The 16,844-nt window shown below is 53.3% G+C and carries 13 protein-coding genes and 3 pseudogenes; 10 read left to right on the top strand and 6 right to left on the bottom strand.

Translation table 11 applies throughout. The features are described from left to right. Positions 1-154: 154 nt before the first annotated feature. The 3 genes from gpsA to ACWWJF_RS05940 all read right to left on the bottom strand — a co-directional run bounded on the left by gpsA (position 155) and on the right by ACWWJF_RS05940 (position 2,264). The gene (gene gpsA / locus ACWWJF_RS05950) at positions 155-1,174 is read right to left on the bottom strand and encodes an NAD(P)H-dependent glycerol-3-phosphate dehydrogenase (RefSeq protein ID WP_455868942.1); all 1,020 of its coding nucleotides are present in this window, start codon (positions 1,172-1,174) and stop codon (positions 155-157) included. Further along, a complete protein-coding gene (gene secB, locus ACWWJF_RS05945; protein ID WP_455868941.1) occupies positions 1,174-1,659 on the bottom strand; it encodes a protein-export chaperone SecB in 486 nt (161 codons plus the stop codon). The genes gpsA and secB overlap by 1 nt, the downstream gene beginning before the upstream one ends. Positions 1,660-1,832: 173 nt before the next feature. Further along, positions 1,833-2,264: a rhodanese-like domain-containing protein gene (locus ACWWJF_RS05940; RefSeq protein ID WP_455868940.1), complete on the bottom strand. Its 432-nt coding sequence runs from the start codon at positions 2,262-2,264 to the stop codon at positions 1,833-1,835. A 332-nt stretch (positions 2,265-2,596) separates the two neighbouring features. Between ACWWJF_RS05940 and envC the strand changes: the two genes are divergently transcribed. Together envC and ACWWJF_RS05930 are read left to right on the top strand one after the other, a co-directional pair. Then, positions 2,597-3,913 (top strand): murein hydrolase activator EnvC, encoded by a 1,317-nt coding sequence (gene envC / locus ACWWJF_RS05935; protein WP_455868939.1) that lies wholly within the window; start codon positions 2,597-2,599, stop codon positions 3,911-3,913. 25 nt (positions 3,914-3,938) lie between these two features. Continuing rightward, on the top strand, positions 3,939-4,874 hold the full coding sequence (locus ACWWJF_RS05930) for a divergent polysaccharide deacetylase family protein (RefSeq protein ID WP_455868938.1): 936 nt from the start codon (positions 3,939-3,941) through the stop codon (positions 4,872-4,874). 41 nt (positions 4,875-4,915) lie between these two features. On the opposite strand, the gene tdh is transcribed toward ACWWJF_RS05930, so the two are convergent. After that, positions 4,916-5,941 carry an L-threonine 3-dehydrogenase gene (tdh, locus tag ACWWJF_RS05925; RefSeq protein ID WP_455868937.1) on the bottom strand — a complete coding sequence of 342 codons (1,026 nt, stop codon included), beginning with the start codon at positions 5,939-5,941 and terminating at the stop codon, positions 4,916-4,918. Positions 5,942-6,130: 189 nt separating this feature from the next. On the opposite strand from tdh, the gene ACWWJF_RS05920 reads away from it, so the two are divergent. Continuing rightward, the gene (locus tag ACWWJF_RS05920) at positions 6,131-7,462 is read left to right on the top strand and encodes an IS4 family transposase (RefSeq protein WP_455868936.1); all 1,332 of its coding nucleotides are present in this window, start codon (positions 6,131-6,133) and stop codon (positions 7,460-7,462) included. Here the strand turns inward: ACWWJF_RS05920 and ACWWJF_RS05915 are convergent. Then, positions 7,437-8,612 (bottom strand): annotated as a pseudogene (locus ACWWJF_RS05915) (glycine C-acetyltransferase). The gene ACWWJF_RS05920 and the pseudogene ACWWJF_RS05915 overlap by 26 nt on opposite strands. 243 nt (positions 8,613-8,855) lie before the next feature. Here ACWWJF_RS05915 and rfaD point away from each other — a divergent pair. The 7 genes and pseudogenes from rfaD to ACWWJF_RS05880 form a co-directional block, all read left to right on the top strand. After that, positions 8,856-9,788 (top strand): ADP-glyceromanno-heptose 6-epimerase, encoded by a 933-nt coding sequence (gene rfaD / locus ACWWJF_RS05910; RefSeq protein WP_455868935.1) that lies wholly within the window; start codon positions 8,856-8,858, stop codon positions 9,786-9,788. A gap of 127 nt (positions 9,789-9,915) precedes the next feature. Beyond that, entirely contained in the window at positions 9,916-10,965 is a 1,050-nt protein-coding gene (gene rfaF, locus ACWWJF_RS05905; protein WP_455868934.1) for an ADP-heptose--LPS heptosyltransferase RfaF, read from the top strand. After that, positions 10,965-11,984, top strand: a complete 1,020-nt coding sequence (gene rfaC / locus ACWWJF_RS05900; protein ID WP_455868933.1) for a lipopolysaccharide heptosyltransferase RfaC — start codon at positions 10,965-10,967, stop codon at positions 11,982-11,984. The genes rfaF and rfaC overlap by 1 nt, the downstream gene beginning before the upstream one ends. Positions 11,985-12,112: 128 nt before the next feature. After that, positions 12,113-13,050 (top strand): annotated as a pseudogene (locus ACWWJF_RS05895) (IS481 family transposase). A gap of 96 nt (positions 13,051-13,146) precedes the next feature. Then, the gene (locus tag ACWWJF_RS05890; protein WP_455868932.1) at positions 13,147-14,187 is read left to right on the top strand and encodes an O-antigen ligase family protein; all 1,041 of its coding nucleotides are present in this window, start codon (positions 13,147-13,149) and stop codon (positions 14,185-14,187) included. Between the two features lie 244 nt (positions 14,188-14,431). Then, entirely contained in the window at positions 14,432-14,566 is a 135-nt protein-coding gene (locus tag ACWWJF_RS05885) for an IS1 family transposase (RefSeq protein ID WP_455868931.1), read from the top strand. Positions 14,567-14,674: 108 nt separating this feature from the next. Continuing rightward, a pseudogene (locus ACWWJF_RS05880) lies at positions 14,675-15,306 on the top strand (IS1 family transposase); the annotation flags it as partial. A gap of 124 nt (positions 15,307-15,430) precedes the next feature. On the opposite strand, the gene ACWWJF_RS05875 reads toward ACWWJF_RS05880, so the two are convergent. Next, positions 15,431-16,462 carry an IS630 family transposase gene (locus tag ACWWJF_RS05875; RefSeq protein ID WP_455868703.1) on the bottom strand — a complete coding sequence of 344 codons (1,032 nt, stop codon included), beginning with the start codon at positions 16,460-16,462 and terminating at the stop codon, positions 15,431-15,433. Positions 16,463-16,844 lie beyond the last annotated feature (382 nt).

The raw sequence follows: 16,844 nt of genomic DNA, 5'->3' as shown, positions 1-16,844 counted from the left end.
TGCCGCACCGTTCATTGCGATGCGCTGACACGTTGCATTTATTGTTATCGCCCGGCAAGCTTGCCAAAGACTCGCGTAGCCGCCAGCATACGATATAAAGGCCAAAAAGCGCCAGAAGACCAGCGTCACCGTTGGCCTCAAGGATAACGTTGTATTATTCGCGCTCGCTTTCGTCTTTGCGCGTTCTACCAAGCAGGGTAAGCGCCGCTTCGCGCGCGGTCTTGCCACAGTATAAAACCTGCCACAGTTGTTCACTGATGGGCATTTCTACCCCATGACGCTGCGCCAACGCCAGCACCTCTTTGGTATTGCGATAACCTTCCACCACCTGACCAATCTGATCCTGAGCGCTTTGTGCATCCAGCCCCTGGCCCAGCATCATGCCAAAGCGGCGGTTACGAGATTGGTTATCGGTACAGGTCAGCACCAGATCGCCCAGCCCCGCCATCCCCATAAACGTGGCGGGATCGGCCCCAAGCGCCACGCCAAGCCGCGTCATTTCCGCCAGCCCACGCGTGATGAGCGCCGTGCGCGCATTGGCACCAAAGCCAATGCCATCGGACATGCCAGCGCCAATAGCAATCACATTTTTTACCGCGCCGCCAAGCTGAACGCCGATAAGATCGGGGTTACTGTAGACGCGAAAACTCTTATCACAGTGCAGCAGCGTTTGCAGATCGTCAGAAAACGTTTTGTCTGTAGCGGCCAGCGCGATAGCGGTGGGTAATCCCGCCGCGAGTTCTTTCGCGAACGTCGGACCAGAAATCACCGCCAGAGGAATCTCTTCGCCTAATGCTTCCCGCGCCACATCTTGCAACAAGCGCCCGGTTTCTGCCTCCAACCCTTTTGTCGCCCACACCAAGCGTGCATCGGCACGCAGCAGCGGTTTTAGCTGACACAGCACGTCACCAAACACATGGCTCGGCACCACCACCAAAATATCGCGACTCGCCGCCAGCGCCTGCACTAAATCAGACTCGAGGTGCAGCGTATCGGGGAAAGGCACATCCGGCAGGAACGCCTGGTTACACCGGGCGGCCTGCAATGTCTGTATGTGCGCAGGATCGTGTCCCCACAGCACCACGGAGTGAACATTGCGGGCCAGTGTAATCGCCAGGGCGGTGCCGTATGAACCGGCACCGATCACTGTCATGGAAGCATTAGCTGTGCTCATCAGGCATCCAGGCGCGGTGCGCCGTTTTCACCTTCTGCGGACTGCCCTTCCGTTTGCTGTTGCAGATAGTTCATGAACAGCGCATCGAAGTTCACCGGCGCCAGATTCAACTGCGGGAATGTACCGCGTGTCACCATGCTGGTCACACATGCACGCGCATACGGGAACAGAATGTTCGGGCAGTAAGCGCCCAGGCAATGTGCCAGTTGCGTGCCTTCCAGACCGCCAACGGTGAAAATACCCGCTTGCTGAACTTCACACAAGAACGCAGTATTTTCGCCCAGCGTCGAGGTTACCGTTACGCGCAGCACAACTTCATACACGTCTTCCGCAAGTTGGCTGGACGCCGTATCCAGATCCAGTTTAACTTCCGGTTGCCAATCCTGTTGAAACACCTGAGGAGCATTCGGCGCTTCAAAAGAGACATCCTTGGTGTAAATACGTTGAATCTGAAAAGTCATTTCGGCGGAGTTTTGTTCGGACATGTTGGCTAATACCTTTAATGTTAACGTTTTTAATGCGCCGCATTCACCGTGTGGCAGCGGACGCCAATGTGTGCATTTAAAATCGAACAATGCGCGCAGGGAACCTGCGCCTAGTTACAACCTACCATACCTTTACGGCATGTTTTAAAGACATTCGGCTTGCGCCATCGCGCTTATTTACCCTGCACCAGCGGAAGATTCTCACCGCTCCAGCCGGACAAGCCGTCTTTCAGAACAGACACGCGTTCAAAACCGGCTTTCAGCAAGTTGTCAGCGGATTCACGCGAGCTGATACCGTTTACGCAAACGACAATCACAGGTCGCGCTTTGTGTTTCTCCAACTCGCCCAGACTGCCATTCTTAATGTCGTTAGGCAGCAGGTTGATGGCGTTGGCAATGTGGCCACGACGGAAATCATCACGGTTGCGCAAATCAACGATAACCGCTTCTTCTTTATTGATAAGTTGAATGGCTTCGCCACGCGCGATTTCTTTCACCTTGGAAAGCTTACTTTTCACGGTCATGACAATAACGGCAACCAACAGTGCAACCCAGGCGATACTCATAATCGGATGCCTGCTTACGAACGACATAATCTCTTGCATGGGGGGTAACAGCTCCCGAATCAGTTAATCAACAAAAATCAAGGTTTCTGAGTATACCTATGCGGTACAGCAATTACAGCCTGTAACAACCAGTAAGCCGCTAAACTGTAACTCTATCTGTGGCATGAATCAGAAAAATCGTAGCGACCGCCGCTAACGGTTGTGCCATTTTATGCGTATTGCACCCTTTTTATCTATGCTTGATGCAGTTCATCCTGTGTAAACCTTACCCAAGATGCGCACCTCTGCGACATGTTCTTTCATTACCGGAGAGAGAAAAGCGCGGTAGGATGACTGGTCAGGGGCTGCCCATCGTGAAATAATCCCATCTTATGAATAAGAAAGCGTCAGTGGTCTCGCCCCGAGTACCATGCAGTGTGCCTGCTCAGGGTTCAAGCACAGGCAAATCGCCGCTGCATGCGCTGCTCGCGATATGTATCAGCGCGGTTTGCGTTGGGGTTTTTGCGTGGCCAACGCTCGGGCTCGGTGCCGATAATCAGCAACAGCTCAAGACGCTGCAACAGGATATCGCGGAGAAGGAAAAACGCGTTCAAGAGCAGAAACAGCAACGCAGCGCGCTGCTCAGCCAGTTACAGCAGCAAGAACAATCCATCGCCCGGGCCAGTCGCCAACTGCGTGACACCACGGGAACGCTTGCCACACTTAGCGAAGAGCTTAAAGCGTTGGCAACCTCCATCACCAAACTCGAAAGCCAAAGAAAGCAGCAGGAAGCGCTGCTGGCACGCCAATTAGACGCCGCCTTTCGTCAGGGTCAACACAACGGCTTGCAACTGATCCTCAGCGGCGAAGAGAGCCAGCGCAGCGAGCGTATTTTGGCCTACTTTGGTTACCTGAATGAAGCGCGCCAGCAAAACATCGCTGAGTTGCAACACACCCGCACCGAGCTCGCCGCACAGAAACGGCAGGTAGAGCAGAAGCAAGCAACGCAAAAAACGTTGCTTGCCGAGCAGCAAACACAGCAAAAGGCGTTGGAGCAAGCGCGGGGTGAACGTAAACAAACCCTATCCACGCTGGAAAGTTCGCTGGAAAAAGATCAGCAGCAACTGACAGAATTACGACAGAATGAAGCACGCCTGCGCGACCAGATTGCCCGCGCTGAACGCGAAGCCAAAGCGCGAGCCGAACGCGAAGCGCGCGAGGCAGCCAAGGTGCGTGAACGTGAAGAACAAGCCAAACGCAGCGGCAGCCGTTACCAACCATCGGAAAGTGAGCGTTCACTTATGGCGCGCACCGGCGGGTTGGGCCAACCGGCCGGTCAGGCTATCTGGCCAGTGAGGGGGCGTGTTGAACACCGTTTTGGTGAACCCTTGCAGGGCGAATTGCGCTGGAAGGGATTGGTGATCGCGGCACCAGAGGGTACCGATGTCAAGGCCATCGCCGATGGCACCGTGCTGATGGCGGATTGGCTGCAAGGGTATGGACTTGTTGTGGTGTTGCAGCACAGCAAGGGAGACATGAGCCTGTATGGCTATAACCAGAGCGCACTGGTGTCGGTCGGCGCACAGGTGAAAGCCGGACAACCGATCGCATTAGTGGGCACCAGCGGTGGCCAAAGCCAGCCTGCGCTCTACTTTGAAATTCGCCGTCAAGGTCAGGCGGTCAACCCACAACCTTGGTTAGGGAAATAACAGGGAAAACATTTTGCTGATACCGATGTTACGAAAAGTACGCCGTCCGCTTCTCTTCACCTTGTTATTGGCATTTTGTTCATGGGCGATGGCGGGAAAGCTGTCAATTGTGATTGATGATTTCGGCTATCGGCCCCACAACGAAAATCAGATACTGGCGATGCCAACCGCCATCTCCATTGCGGTGTTGCCCAACGCGCCCTATGCCCGTGACATGGCAGTAAAGGCCCACCAGCAAGGGCGCGAGATATTGATCCACCTACCGATGGTTCCGATGGGAAAACAGCCTCTCGAGAAAGATACACTACGCCCGGAGATGAGCAGTGAAGAGATCGAACGCATTATCCGTCAGGCGGTAAATAACGTCCCTTACGCGGTCGGGTTAAATAACCATATGGGCAGCGCCATGACCTCCAGCTTGCCAGGTATGCAAAAGGTGATGCAGGCCCTCAACGCTTGTCAGCTCTACTTTCTCGACAGCATGACTATCGGCAGCAGCCAATCCATTCCGGCTGCGGCGGGCACGCACGTCAAGGTGATCAAGCGTAAGGTCTTTTTAGACGATACTCAGAATGAGGCGGATATCCGCACCCAGTTCAATCGTGCGGTGCAACTGGCACGCCGTACCGGTTCGGCCATTGCCATCGGTCACCCGCACCCCGCGACTATCAAAGTGCTGCAACAGCTGTTGCCCACGCTGGATACCGATATCGTTCTGGTGCGCCCCAGCCAGTTGTTGAATGAGCCGGTTCACTACCAGACGCTGCCCTATGAACCTAGCCCTGTGCAACCAGCAAGTAAACCGTTCCGCAAACCGCAGCTGTGTACTATTAAACAGCCACTACCGCCGGTGGGTAACGACGTCTTCTTTAAACTGATCGGGGAAAGCTTACGTGACAGTGCGCCCGTTCATTTTATTGAGCAGCGCTGGCGTACCTGGGTCACATCCGGGGATAAATAAATGCGTAGCGCGTCCTGGCCTCGGGGCGCGCTACGATGCCGTTAATCCCAGTGCAAAATCACTTTGCCGGATTGCCCAGAGCGCATCACATCAAAACCCTGCTGAAAGTCGTCTATTGGGAAGTGATGAGTGATAATCGGCGTTAAATCGAGGCCTGATTGGATTAATGACGCCATTTTGTACCAGGTTTCGAACATCTCCCGGCCGTAGATTCCTTTGATCGTCAGTCCTTTGAAAATCACTTCGTTCCAATCAACCATCATCGGTTCCGGCGGAATGCCAAGCAGCGCCACCCGCCCACCGTGGTTCATGGCATGCAACAACGCGTGCATCGCAGCTGGCGCGCCGGACATTTCCAGACCCACATCAAACCCTTCACGCATCCCCAACGACAACATGACATCCGCCAGCGTCTCTTGCGCCACGTTCACCGCTCGCGTAACGCCCATTTTGCGCGCAAGCTCCAGTCGATATTCATTAACGTCGGTGATCACCGCATGGCGCGCCCCAACATGGCGGCACACCGCTGCTGCCATAATGCCTATCGGACCCGCGCCAGAAATCAGCACATCCTCACCGACCATATCGAACGACAGAGCGGTGTGCACGGCATCGCCAAAAGGGTCGAAAATAGCGGCCAGCTCATCAGAGATACCATCGGGAATAGGAAACGCATTAAATGCCGGGATCACCAGATATTCAGCAAAGGCACCGGGACGATTCACGCCAACGCCGATGGTGTTACGGCAAAGATGACGCCTCCCCGCGCGGCAATTACGGCAAAAACCGCAGGTGATATGCCCTTCTCCCGCCACGCGATCGCCGATCAGAAAGCCACTGACTTCCTGACCAATGGCAACGATTTCACCCACATATTCGTGCCCCACGATCATTGGAACGGGAATGGTCCTTTGCGACCAGCTATCCCAGTTGTAAATATGCACATCAGTACCGCAAATCGCCGTTTTACGGATCTTGATCATGATGTCGTTGTGGCCCACCTCCGGCAACGGCGCATCCATCATCCAGATACCGGGCTCCGACTTCAGTTTGGCGAGTGCTTTCATGCGTTTCCCTCCGTTAGCTGACAACACCAAGGCGTTTTCCAACCCGAATAAAGGCGGCTACGGCCACCTCGTTATACACAAGTCCGCAACGCCTTATATGCCAAGGGTTAGCGGGCTGAAATAGGCAGCCAGTGGGGTTGTAAATGAAGTGAAACCGACGTGTACTATCGCCATTTACGGCGCTGAAAAATGACACGGGATTCAGATGGCTGGGCACACCAAGAACTGGAAGGGGTAAATCTTGGTGACACGAGGCTCAATAAGCGTGCCAAAGGGCTTTTGATACGGCTGGCTGAGAATCCGCAAGCCAGCATTCCGCATGCGTGCCTCGGATGGTCTGAGACGCTGGGTGCTTACCGCTTCATGGAGAACCAAGCATTCGAATGGCGAGACATTCTGCAACCTCACTGGCAGCGTACGCAGGAAAGGATCCGAGAACACGAGGTTGTGCTGTGTATCCAAGACACTACCGAGCTTGACTTCAACGGGCAGCAAATCCAAGGCTTGGGTCCCTTGAACTACGAAGCCAGGCGTGGTCTGTATCTGCATCCGACCTACGCGGTCAGTCCGGATCGCGTGGGGTTGGGCGTACTGGATGCGTGGATGTGGGCAAGAGAGCCGAAGGATGCAGACGGAAAACGCGATGGGATCAAGGAGAGTACGCGCTGGCTCGAGGGATACGAGCGAGTTGCTGAACTCGCCTCGGAGTTGCCAAACACACGTCTGGTGTACTTAGCCGATCGCGAAGCGGATATCAAGGCGTTGATGCAGCTCGCTGATGACCTTGGCACTCCGGCTGACTGGTTGATCCGCTCGACTCATAATCGCAGTCTGGACTGTAATGAGAAGCTTTGGCAGAAGGTTGGAAAGACCGTGCCGGTGGGAGAAATCCAATTCGTTATGGCGGCTCGCGCGGGGCAGAAGGCGCGTACGGTGAAACAGGCGCTGCGCGTGAAGCGAGTGTCGCTGCGTTGCGGGTTGGCAGTGACTTGTGTGATAGCCAAGGAAATTGAGCCGCCAGCAGGCGTGAAGCCGGTCGAGTGGCGGTTGCTGAGCAATCGCGTACCTGAAGGACGAGAAGATATCGTGGAGCTGATCGACTGGTATCGGGCTAGATGGGAAATCGAGATGTTCTTCAATGTGCTGAAGAACGGCTGCTGTGTCGAAGCGTTACAGTTATCGACCGTGGATCGCATTGAGCGGGCATTGGCGCTGTTCATGATCGTGGCATGGCGCATCGCCTATTTAATGCGTATGGGACGAACCTGTCCAGAGCTGGACGCAATGTTGTTCTTTGATTCCGACGAGACTCATGGCGCTTACCTACTGATGAACAAGCGTATGCCCAAGGGCCGCCCTAAGCTAAACGAAGTATTGCGCTTAGTTGCGCAACTCGGAGGCTTTCTTGCTCGAAAAGGCGACGGTGAACCAGGCGCAAAAACTATCTGGAAAGGCTTGCAGAAAGTCATGACGGCCGCCGAAACGCTACGCGCGCTCAGGCACGAACAGAGATGTGTATAACGAGGTGGGCTACGGCACGTTCTATCTGCTCCGTGGTGTGCGCGGCCGACATCTGCGTGCGAATGCGCGCTTGCCCTTGCGGTACTACGGGATAGAAGAAGCCGGTGACGTATACTCCCTCACGCTGCATGGCCAACGCAAAATCTTGCGCCAGCCGCGCATCGCTCAGCATCACCGGGATAATGGCGTGATCGGCACCCGCCAGCGTAAATCCAGCAGTCGTCATGCGCTGACGGAACAGCGCGGCGTTTTTCCACAACTGTTCACGCAGTGCATCCCCCTGTGCCAGCAAATCCAACACGGCAATGGAAGCCGTGACAATCGCGGGGGCCAGCGAATTGGAAAACAGGTAAGGCCGGGAGCGTTGGCGTAGCCAATCAATCACCGGTTTACGCGCAGCAACATAGCCACCAGACGCACCGCCCAGCGCTTTGCCCAACGTACCGGTCAGAATATCGACGCGTCCCATTACATCGCAGTATTCATGGGAACCCCGCCCTTACTTGCCGACAAACCCCACCGCGTGCGAGTCATCCACCATCACCAGCGCACCATAACGCTCTGCCACATCGCAAATGCCTTTCAGGTTGGCGATCACGCCATCCATTGAAAAGACGCCGTCGGTCGCCACCATCAGCGTGCGAGCGCCTTCCGCTTTTGCCTTTTGCAACTGTGCTTCCAGTTGCTGCATGTCGTTATTGTCATAGCGATAGCGACGCGCTTTACACAACCGGACGCCATCAATGATCGAGGCGTGATTCAGCGCATCGGAGATGATGGCATCGTCGTCACCCAGCAGGGTTTCGAACAGGCCGCTGTTAGCGTCGAAACAGGAGGAGTAAAGGATGGCATCTTCCATGCCGAGGAAATCCGCCAGCTTATTCTCCAGCGTTTTATGGATGTCTTGCGTGCCGCAAATAAAACGCACAGACGCCATGCCAAAACCGTGGCTGTCCAACCCCGCTTTCGCTGCTGCAATCAGGGTTGAGTTGTCTGCCAGCCCCAGATAGTTGTTGGCGCAGAAATTCAGCAAAGGGCCGCTGTCGGCGACCTCGATATCCGCATGTTGCGCCGTGGTGATAATCCTTTCTTCTTTAGTTCGCGCTGCCATTAGTTGCGCGGACAGACGCTGATAAAACGATGCAGGCATGGTGTCACTCCTTTGTGTAAGCCCGTACACAGCTTAATCAATCCTGTTTATTACGGTGACAGATAACGCCACAGAATCTGAAAAATGCCATGCGGGTCACGACATGCCGCAACACCGCCTCGGTAAAACCTTGCGGCAGCACAAAATGGTGTACTGTCTGTAGTGCAACGAAATGTTATGATAGCAGTCATAAATAGTGTGGAGCGTGGTGCTTCACCCACGAGATTTACAAGGGTTACTCCCATGATCATCGTCACAGGCGGAGCCGGCTTTATCGGCAGCAATATTGTTAACTCATTGAATGACATCGGTTATCGAGACATTTTGGTGGTGGATAACCTGAAAGACGGCACCAAATTTGTCAATCTGGTCGATCTGGACATTACCGATTACATGGACAAGGAAAACTTCATCGCCAGTATCGTTGCAGGCGACGATCTGGGCGATATCGATGCCGTCTTCCATGAAGGTGCATGCTCTTCCACCACGGAGTGGGACGGCAAGTACATGATGGACAATAACTATCAGTACTCGAAAGAGGTGCTGCACTACTGTCTGGAACGTAGCATCCCGTTCCTGTACGCTTCTTCCGCAGCCACGTACGGCGGGCGCACCAGCGACTTTATTGAAGAACGTCAATACGAACAGCCGCTGAACGTTTACGGCTATTCCAAATTCCTGTTCGACCAATACGTGCGCGATATTCTGCCGCAGGCAGATTCCCAGATTTGCGGCTTCCGCTACTTCAACGTCTACGGCCCGCGCGAAGGGCACAAAGGCAGCATGGCGAGCGTCGCGTTTCATCTGAATAACCAGATCAATCAGGGCGAAAATCCAAAACTGTTCTCCGGCAGCGAAAATTTCCAACGCGATTTCATTTACGTTGGTGATGTGGCTGCGGTTAACCTGTGGTTCTGGCAGCACGGCGTTTCCGGTATTTTCAACTGCGGAACGGGTCGTGCCGAGTCATTCCAGGCCGTGGCCGATGCCGTGTTGGATTTCCACCAGAAAGGCCAGGTGGAATACATTCCTTTCCCTGAAAAACTGAAAGGCCGTTACCAGGCCTTCACGCAAGCCGATTTGACCAAACTGCGCGCGGCAGGCTACGACAAGCCCTTCAAAACGGTGGCTGAAGGTGTCAGCGACTACCTGACCTGGCTGAACCGCTCCGCGTAAACGCCACAACAATGTGCGGCCGCACGTATGTATGGCCGCACGTTCCCGGTAAGCAGCAGGCACAGGATTGCATCCTTCTATGGCATTTTTCTGGCCGCCAAGCAACAGAACATAAAAGATAAACGCTATGAAAATCCTGGTGATTGGCCCATCGTGGGTGGGTGACATGATGATGTCCCACAGTCTGTATCGTTCGCTCAAAGCACAGTACCCGGATGCACATATTGATGTCATGGCGCCGGCTTGGTGCCGCCCGCTGTTGGACCGCATGCGGGAAGTGCGTCAGGCGCTGGCGATGCCGCTCGGGCACGGGGCGCTGGCGTTGGGTGAACGTCGGCGTTTAGGGGTGTCGTTGCGCGAGCAAGGTTACGATCGCGCCTATGTGCTACCAAACTCGTTTAAATCCGCGCTGGTGCCCTTCTTTGCCAAGGTGCCAGAGCGCACCGGTTGGCGCGGAGAGATACGTTATGGCTTGCTTAACGATGTGCGTGTATTGGACAAAGCCGCGTTTCCCCTGATGGTGCAGCGCTATGTCGCCCTGGCCTATCCGCGCGACCAGATTCACAGAGCTGAAGATCTTCCACAGCCGCTGTTATGGCCGCAGCTACAGGTCGCACAGGCAGAAATCGACGCCGTGCTCCCCACCTTTGATTTAGTTAGTGAGCGTTCACTTATTGGTTTCTGCCCCGGCGCTGAATTTGGCCCCGCCAAGCGCTGGCCACACTATCACTATGCCAGTCTGGCACAAACGCTGAGCGAACGCGGCCATCACGTTGTACTGTTCGGCTCAGCCAAGGATAACGAGGCGGGAGAAGCGATACGCGATACGTTACCCGAATCTCTGCGTGCCTTTTGCGCCAATCTGGCAGGCAAAACGTCACTGGATCAAGCCGTGGTGCTGATTGCCGCCTGTCACGCCGTGGTCAGCAATGACTCCGGATTAATGCACGTGGCAGCCGCGTTAAACCGTCCTCTGGTGGCACTCTATGGCCCCAGCAGTCCGGATTTCACACCGCCGCTGTCACATCAGGCCAACGTTATCCGCTTGATTACTGGCTATCATCGCGTGCGCAAAGGCGATGGCGAGCAGGGATATCACCAAAGCCTGATTGATATTCAGCCTGAGCGCGTGTTGGAAGCCTTGACGCCTTACATCCAGACAAAGGAACATCGCTAATGCGGGTGCTGATCGTTAAAACCTCTTCCATGGGCGATGTCTTGCACACGCTGCCTGCTTTGACGGATGCCATGCGCGTCATCCCCAATTTACGATTTGACTGGGTGGTGGAAGAAGGGTTTGCCCAAATCCCCACCTGGCATTCCGCCGTTAATCGCGTAATCCCCGTTGCCATCCGCCGCTGGCGTAAAAGCTGGTTCAGCGCAGAAACACGGCGTGAACGCGTGCAATTTAAGCAACAGCTGCGAGAGCACCAGTACGATGCGGTAATTGACGCCCAAGGGTTGCTGAAAAGTGCGCTGTTGGTCACGCGTCTCGCGCGCGGGAAAAAACACGGTTTAGACAGCAGCAGCGCGCGTGAGCCGCTGGCCAGCATTTTCTATAACTACCGGCACCGTATTGCACGGCAGCAGCACGCCGTCGAGCGCATTCGCGAGCTTTTCGCGGCCAGCCTGAGCTATCGTAAGCCCAGTGAGCGGGGGGACAACGGTATTGCCCAGCATTTTCTGGCAGCACCGTCGGAAGATGCCGGGCGCTATCTGGTATTCCTACACGCCACCACCCGTGATGAAAAACATTGGCCCGAATCTCACTGGCTCGCACTGATCGCCAGCCTGCAACCGTCAGGATTGCGCATCAAACTCCCTTGGGGCACAGAGCATGAACATCAGCGAGCGCAGCGCCTTGCAGCCGACTTTCCACACGTCGACGTGTTACCGCACCTGAGTTTGCAGCAGGTGGCCGCCGTACTGGCGGGGGCACAAGCGGTTGTTTCCGTCGATACCGGCCTGAGTCACCTGACGGCGGCATTGGATCGCCCGAATATCACACTCTATGGCCCTACCGATCCTGGGCTTATTGGTGGATATGGGCTCAATCAGGTGGTAGAACAATCTGAAAATCATCACATGAGCGCTATCTCTGCCGATGCGGTCCGGCAAAAGCTGTCAGAGTTGGTAGACTTACAGCCTCTCGACGCGACTTCCCTGCACACATCGGTGCAAAGCGCGCTTCCGTAAAGACTTGCGCCGGGGCTACACTCATGTGTATTAGTCGCGACTTGATCTGACACTGGACCTTGAAAGGTTGAGAGTTACCGGTTTTGATATGGGTGTCGAATCCTTATACAAAACACGAGGTAACTCTCATGCTTCATACTAACAATCCCATCATCAAACACAAAGTCGGCCTGCTCAATCTCGCCGAAGAACTCGGTAACGTATCAAAAGCCTGTAAAATCATGGGGGTGTCACGCGACACGTTTTATCGCTATCAGGAACTGGCGGCAGAAGGCGGCATTGACGCTCTGGTTAACCAAAACCGCCGGGTTCCCAACCTGAAAAACCGTGCTGATGAAGCCACTGAACGTGCGGTTGTTGATTACGCCATTGAGTTCCCGGCTCATGGCCAGCACCGGACCAGTAATGAGCTGCGTAAAAAAGGCGTCTTCATTTCTGGCAGCGGTGTGCGCTCCATCTGGCAACGACACGATCTGGAAAACTTTCGTAAGCGCCTGAAGGCACTTGAGGAAAAAGTTGCCAGAGAAGGCATCGTACTTACTACGTCGGTAATCTGAAAGGTGTTGGCCGTATCTACCAGCAGACGTTCGTGGATACGTACTCGAAAGTGGCGCACTGCAAGCTTTACACGAGTAAAGCACCGATCTCTGCCGCCGACCTGCTCAATGATCGCGTGCTGCCGTTCTACGAAGCTCAGGGGCTGCCAATGCTAAGAATACTGACGGACAGGGGGACGGAGTACTGCGGTAAAGTGGAACAACATGACTATCAGCTGTACTTGGCTATCAACGATATAGACCATACGAAAACGAAAGCGATGTCTCCGCAGACAAACGGTATCTGCGAGCGCTTCCATAAAACTATTTTGCAGGATTTTTATCAGGTTGCGTTCCGTAAGACGTTATACGAGGACCTAGAAAGTCTACAAAAGGATCTGGACAACTGGTTGTGGCATTACAATAATGAGCGAACTCATCAGGGTAAAATGTGCTGCGGGCGTACGCCAATGGCCACGTTACTTGATGGTAAACGAGTCTGGGCAGAAAAAAATCTGAACCAGATTTAATCTGACAGACACCTGTATAAATAACCGGTAACTGTCAGATCATGTCTGAGCTAATACAGTACCATCATCGCCGGATGGCTGTTCTATTTGACCGGCGTGTCTGCCGCTCTGTATGTGGTTACGCATGTGAAACAGGTTCTCGTCGCCAAACGCCTGTTAATATTGCCCACCCTTCTGTTGCTGACGGGTTGTCTCAACCTTGTCTGGTTTTCACTTTACTATCACCCCGACACACTTTTTACCGATTTCTATTCCAGCTATCGCACTGCCGGACATGCGGCGATTCTCGGCGCATTTATTCTGTTAGCCGCATGCCACCTGCCACATAAAAACCAGCCCATCCTGCAAATTGGCGCCCTCGCAGTCTGCATCATGACGCTGGCTTATGCGCTATTTCAGTCAGTTTTTCACGATATGCACCGTGTAAGCCTGATCTTTGGCCCGGCAACCAGTGCGGCCTATTTTATGACGTTTATCGGAGCATTGAGTGCGCAGGCATTACTCACGCTCAATGTGCGCTACAAATATTACCTCTATTTACTCCATTTCTTGCTGGTAACCAGTACCATCATCCTGACACAGACACGGGCGGCCATTTTTGTTTATCCCCTGATTGGTGCGATGATTCTGTTATCAGAAGTGCGTCATAATAAACGTAAATTACTTAAGGGGCTGCTGGGCTCCATCATAACGTTAACGCTCTGCATTGCGCTGTTCCACGACACTATCCATAAACGCACCAGTGATTTGATCAATGACGTGCGCAGCTACAACCAGAACAACAGTCAAACATCCGTAGGCGCACGGTTTGCCATGGTTCAATCCGGCATGGACGCAGGGCTTGTTGCGCCTTTCGGACAATCCGCCGAACAGCGCGCGGCACATATCACCGCCGTCGCACAGAAGACACCAGCCATGAAGGGGGCGCTGGGTTACCTGAACGTGCATCTTCATAACGATGTCATTGAAGCTTTTTCACTGAAAGGCTGGCCCGGTGCGCTACTGATTATTTTGTTTTATGTCGCGCTCTCTTATTTTTCGATTTTTGTGTTGCGCAGGGCTTTGTTGAATAAACAGATTTTATGCTACCAGCCCAGTAAAACGATTGTTTCCAGCAACGTAAAATCATGCAGTTAAGCATCATGAGAAAACGGAATGCCTGAGGTGATAAGCATTTTCTACCAAAATCGGCATAGTAAAACAGCACGATTCCCTATTATTCAACAAAGCCGTTGCGCAGCCACTTTTCCATTGCGCTGTTATTTGCCTTACTTATGTTTGGCTTGAGTGATGTCATTCTCTTTGCGCGGGATATGTTGATGGGGTAATGCCTTCAAATAGTTGGCTTTTGTGATATTCTGCCGCTATTTGAGGTTTCCACGTGGTTACTGTTTTTGTTCATTGCCCTCGCTGCGATTCAGATAAAGTTTATCGACATGGCCTTAGTCCAACTCATATCGTTATACACATCTTTTGGCCATTTTTTGAACAGGATGCTCAGAACCCCGTGAATTAAGGCATTCAAGCCATCCCATTGGCTTTTTGAGGTTCAAAATGCCACTCTGAGATAAACCCGTAACTCATTGATTAAACAGTGCGTTAGAAAGATGTGTATAACGATATGAGTCCAACTAAGCGCGAACGCTTCCGGTGTCACTGCTGTCGCCGTGTATTCCAGCTTACCTACCGCTATGAAGCGCGAAAGTCGGGAGTCAAAGAGCAGATAGTTGATATGGCCTTCAACGGTGCCGGTGTTCGCGATACCGCCAGAACGTTGAAAATCGGCATCAATACGGTCATCCGGGCTTTAAAAAGCTCTCGCCCCGCAGGATAACGTCTTCTCCCGTTGCTCACGCCGACGTCGCCCTTATCTGTGAACTTGATGAGCAATGGAGCTTCGTTGGCAGTCAGGCGCTACAGCACTGGCTCTGGTACGCTTACAATACCAAAACGGGCGATGTTCTGGCCTACACTTTTGGCCCCCGAACCGATGAGACCTGCCGTGAATTGCTGGCTCTGTTGACACCGTTCAACATCGGCATGATTACCAGTGACAACTGGGGCAGCTATGCAAGAGAGGTTCGGAAGCAGAAACATCTGACTGGCAAGATCTTCACGCAACGCATAGAGCGCAATAACCTGACGCTCCATACCCGCATTAAACGACTGGCGCGTAAAACGATTTGCTTCTCGCGCTCCGTCGAGATCCACGAAAAAGTCATCGGAGCCTTCATCGAAAAACACATGTTCTACTAATTGGAGTCATTACCGTTGATGGCGTGGCTGGTCACGTTCTGCCTTGGCATGACGCTGACGGGAAAATGGACCCGCCCCCCTAGCACAGACGCCCCCTCAACCTAAATAGCTGTTCCTAATACCGCTACACTTTTGCCTGTCCATGTTTTCCACTGGGAAACGGGTTGACGGTTTCCATGAAGCGGCGAACCTTGTTCAGTAACTGCCACATTGAACAGCATTGATGATTGCGGGTAATGGTTTCATGCAACGCCTGCCATAACCGCTCTACATGATTTACCCATGGTGAGTACACCGGCTGATAAATAACCCTGAATTTCGGGTTTTCTTCCAGCCAGCGCTGCGTCTCCCGGCTTTTGTGAATAATGTAGTTATCAACTATCAGCGTGAGCGTTTTTGCCCGTCTGTACGTTGCTCTCAGATGCTCTAACATACTGATAAACAAACACGAACTTTTACTGTTTCCTCCAACATCGCTGACTTTTCCCGTCCCGCTGTGTAATGCACCCGCCAGATAATATTTCTCGTTCTGGCCCGGCGTCACGATGCGTTTCTGCTTCCCGCGAACCTGCCAGTCCGCGCCAATTTTGGGATTCAGATGAATATCCACTTCGTCTTCGTAAAAGACGGGATGTTCCGCGCTGCATTGTTCCAGCGCCATCGCGATGGCCTTCATTTTTTCTTCCTTATGCGGGTCGCGGATACGCAGCGTAGGAGCTGCGCGTCGCCACACCAGACCGGCAGAAGGCCGCCAACGGCGCACCGTGGAAGCATGCAACTGGCAACCGGTTATCTCATTGATTTTTATCGCTAGCAGTTCCGTGCTCCAGCGCGAACGCTGATAGCCAAAATCATGAGGGGAACGCTTTACGAGCTGGATTAACAGTGCGCAGATCTGTTCAAACGGCCAGCGACGGCCACGACCGGGCCGCAGAGATTTGAGGCCTTCAATGCCGTACAGGGTGAGCCAGTTAATCCATCTGCCGATTGACGAACGGGCGCAGCAAAGCATTCTGGCGACATCGCTCACGCGCTCGCCCCGGTGCAACATCAGGATGGCGGTCAGCCTGCGGGCGTGATTCTTGTCACGCGTTTTATGGAGAGTTTTCTTCATCAGGCGTCGTTCGTTACGGGGTATCGGTGCTATGCTCGACATCGCTCAGTCCGGTTGATGATTTGGGATCTTTATCGATTGATCAGATCGCTCAACTCGGACTGAGTTCCCTTCAGGTGATCTACGATTCGGAACAGTTATTTAGCGTAATTGTCACTGTGAGAGGCATACAGCTTTTAGTACCATAGCGGTATAAAATAGTAGAGCCTGTGTATTTATTTACGTTACGCCTGATAACAATTCGCATAATAGCGCGCAGCCCACTGGTAGCTGAAAAGCCAGGGGCGGTAGCGTGGTCATTTTCTGGTTTATATGCCTTAACTCATATCGTTATACACATCTTTCTAACGCACTGTTTAATCAATGAGTTACGGGTTTATCTCAGAGTGGCATTTTGAACCTCAAAAAGCCAATGGGATGGCTT

The sequence above is a fragment of the Symbiopectobacterium sp. Eva_TO genome (assembly GCF_053848865.1).
The sequence above is the reverse complement of the archived record's forward strand: the minus strand, read 5'-3'. Positions and strand labels throughout refer to the sequence as shown.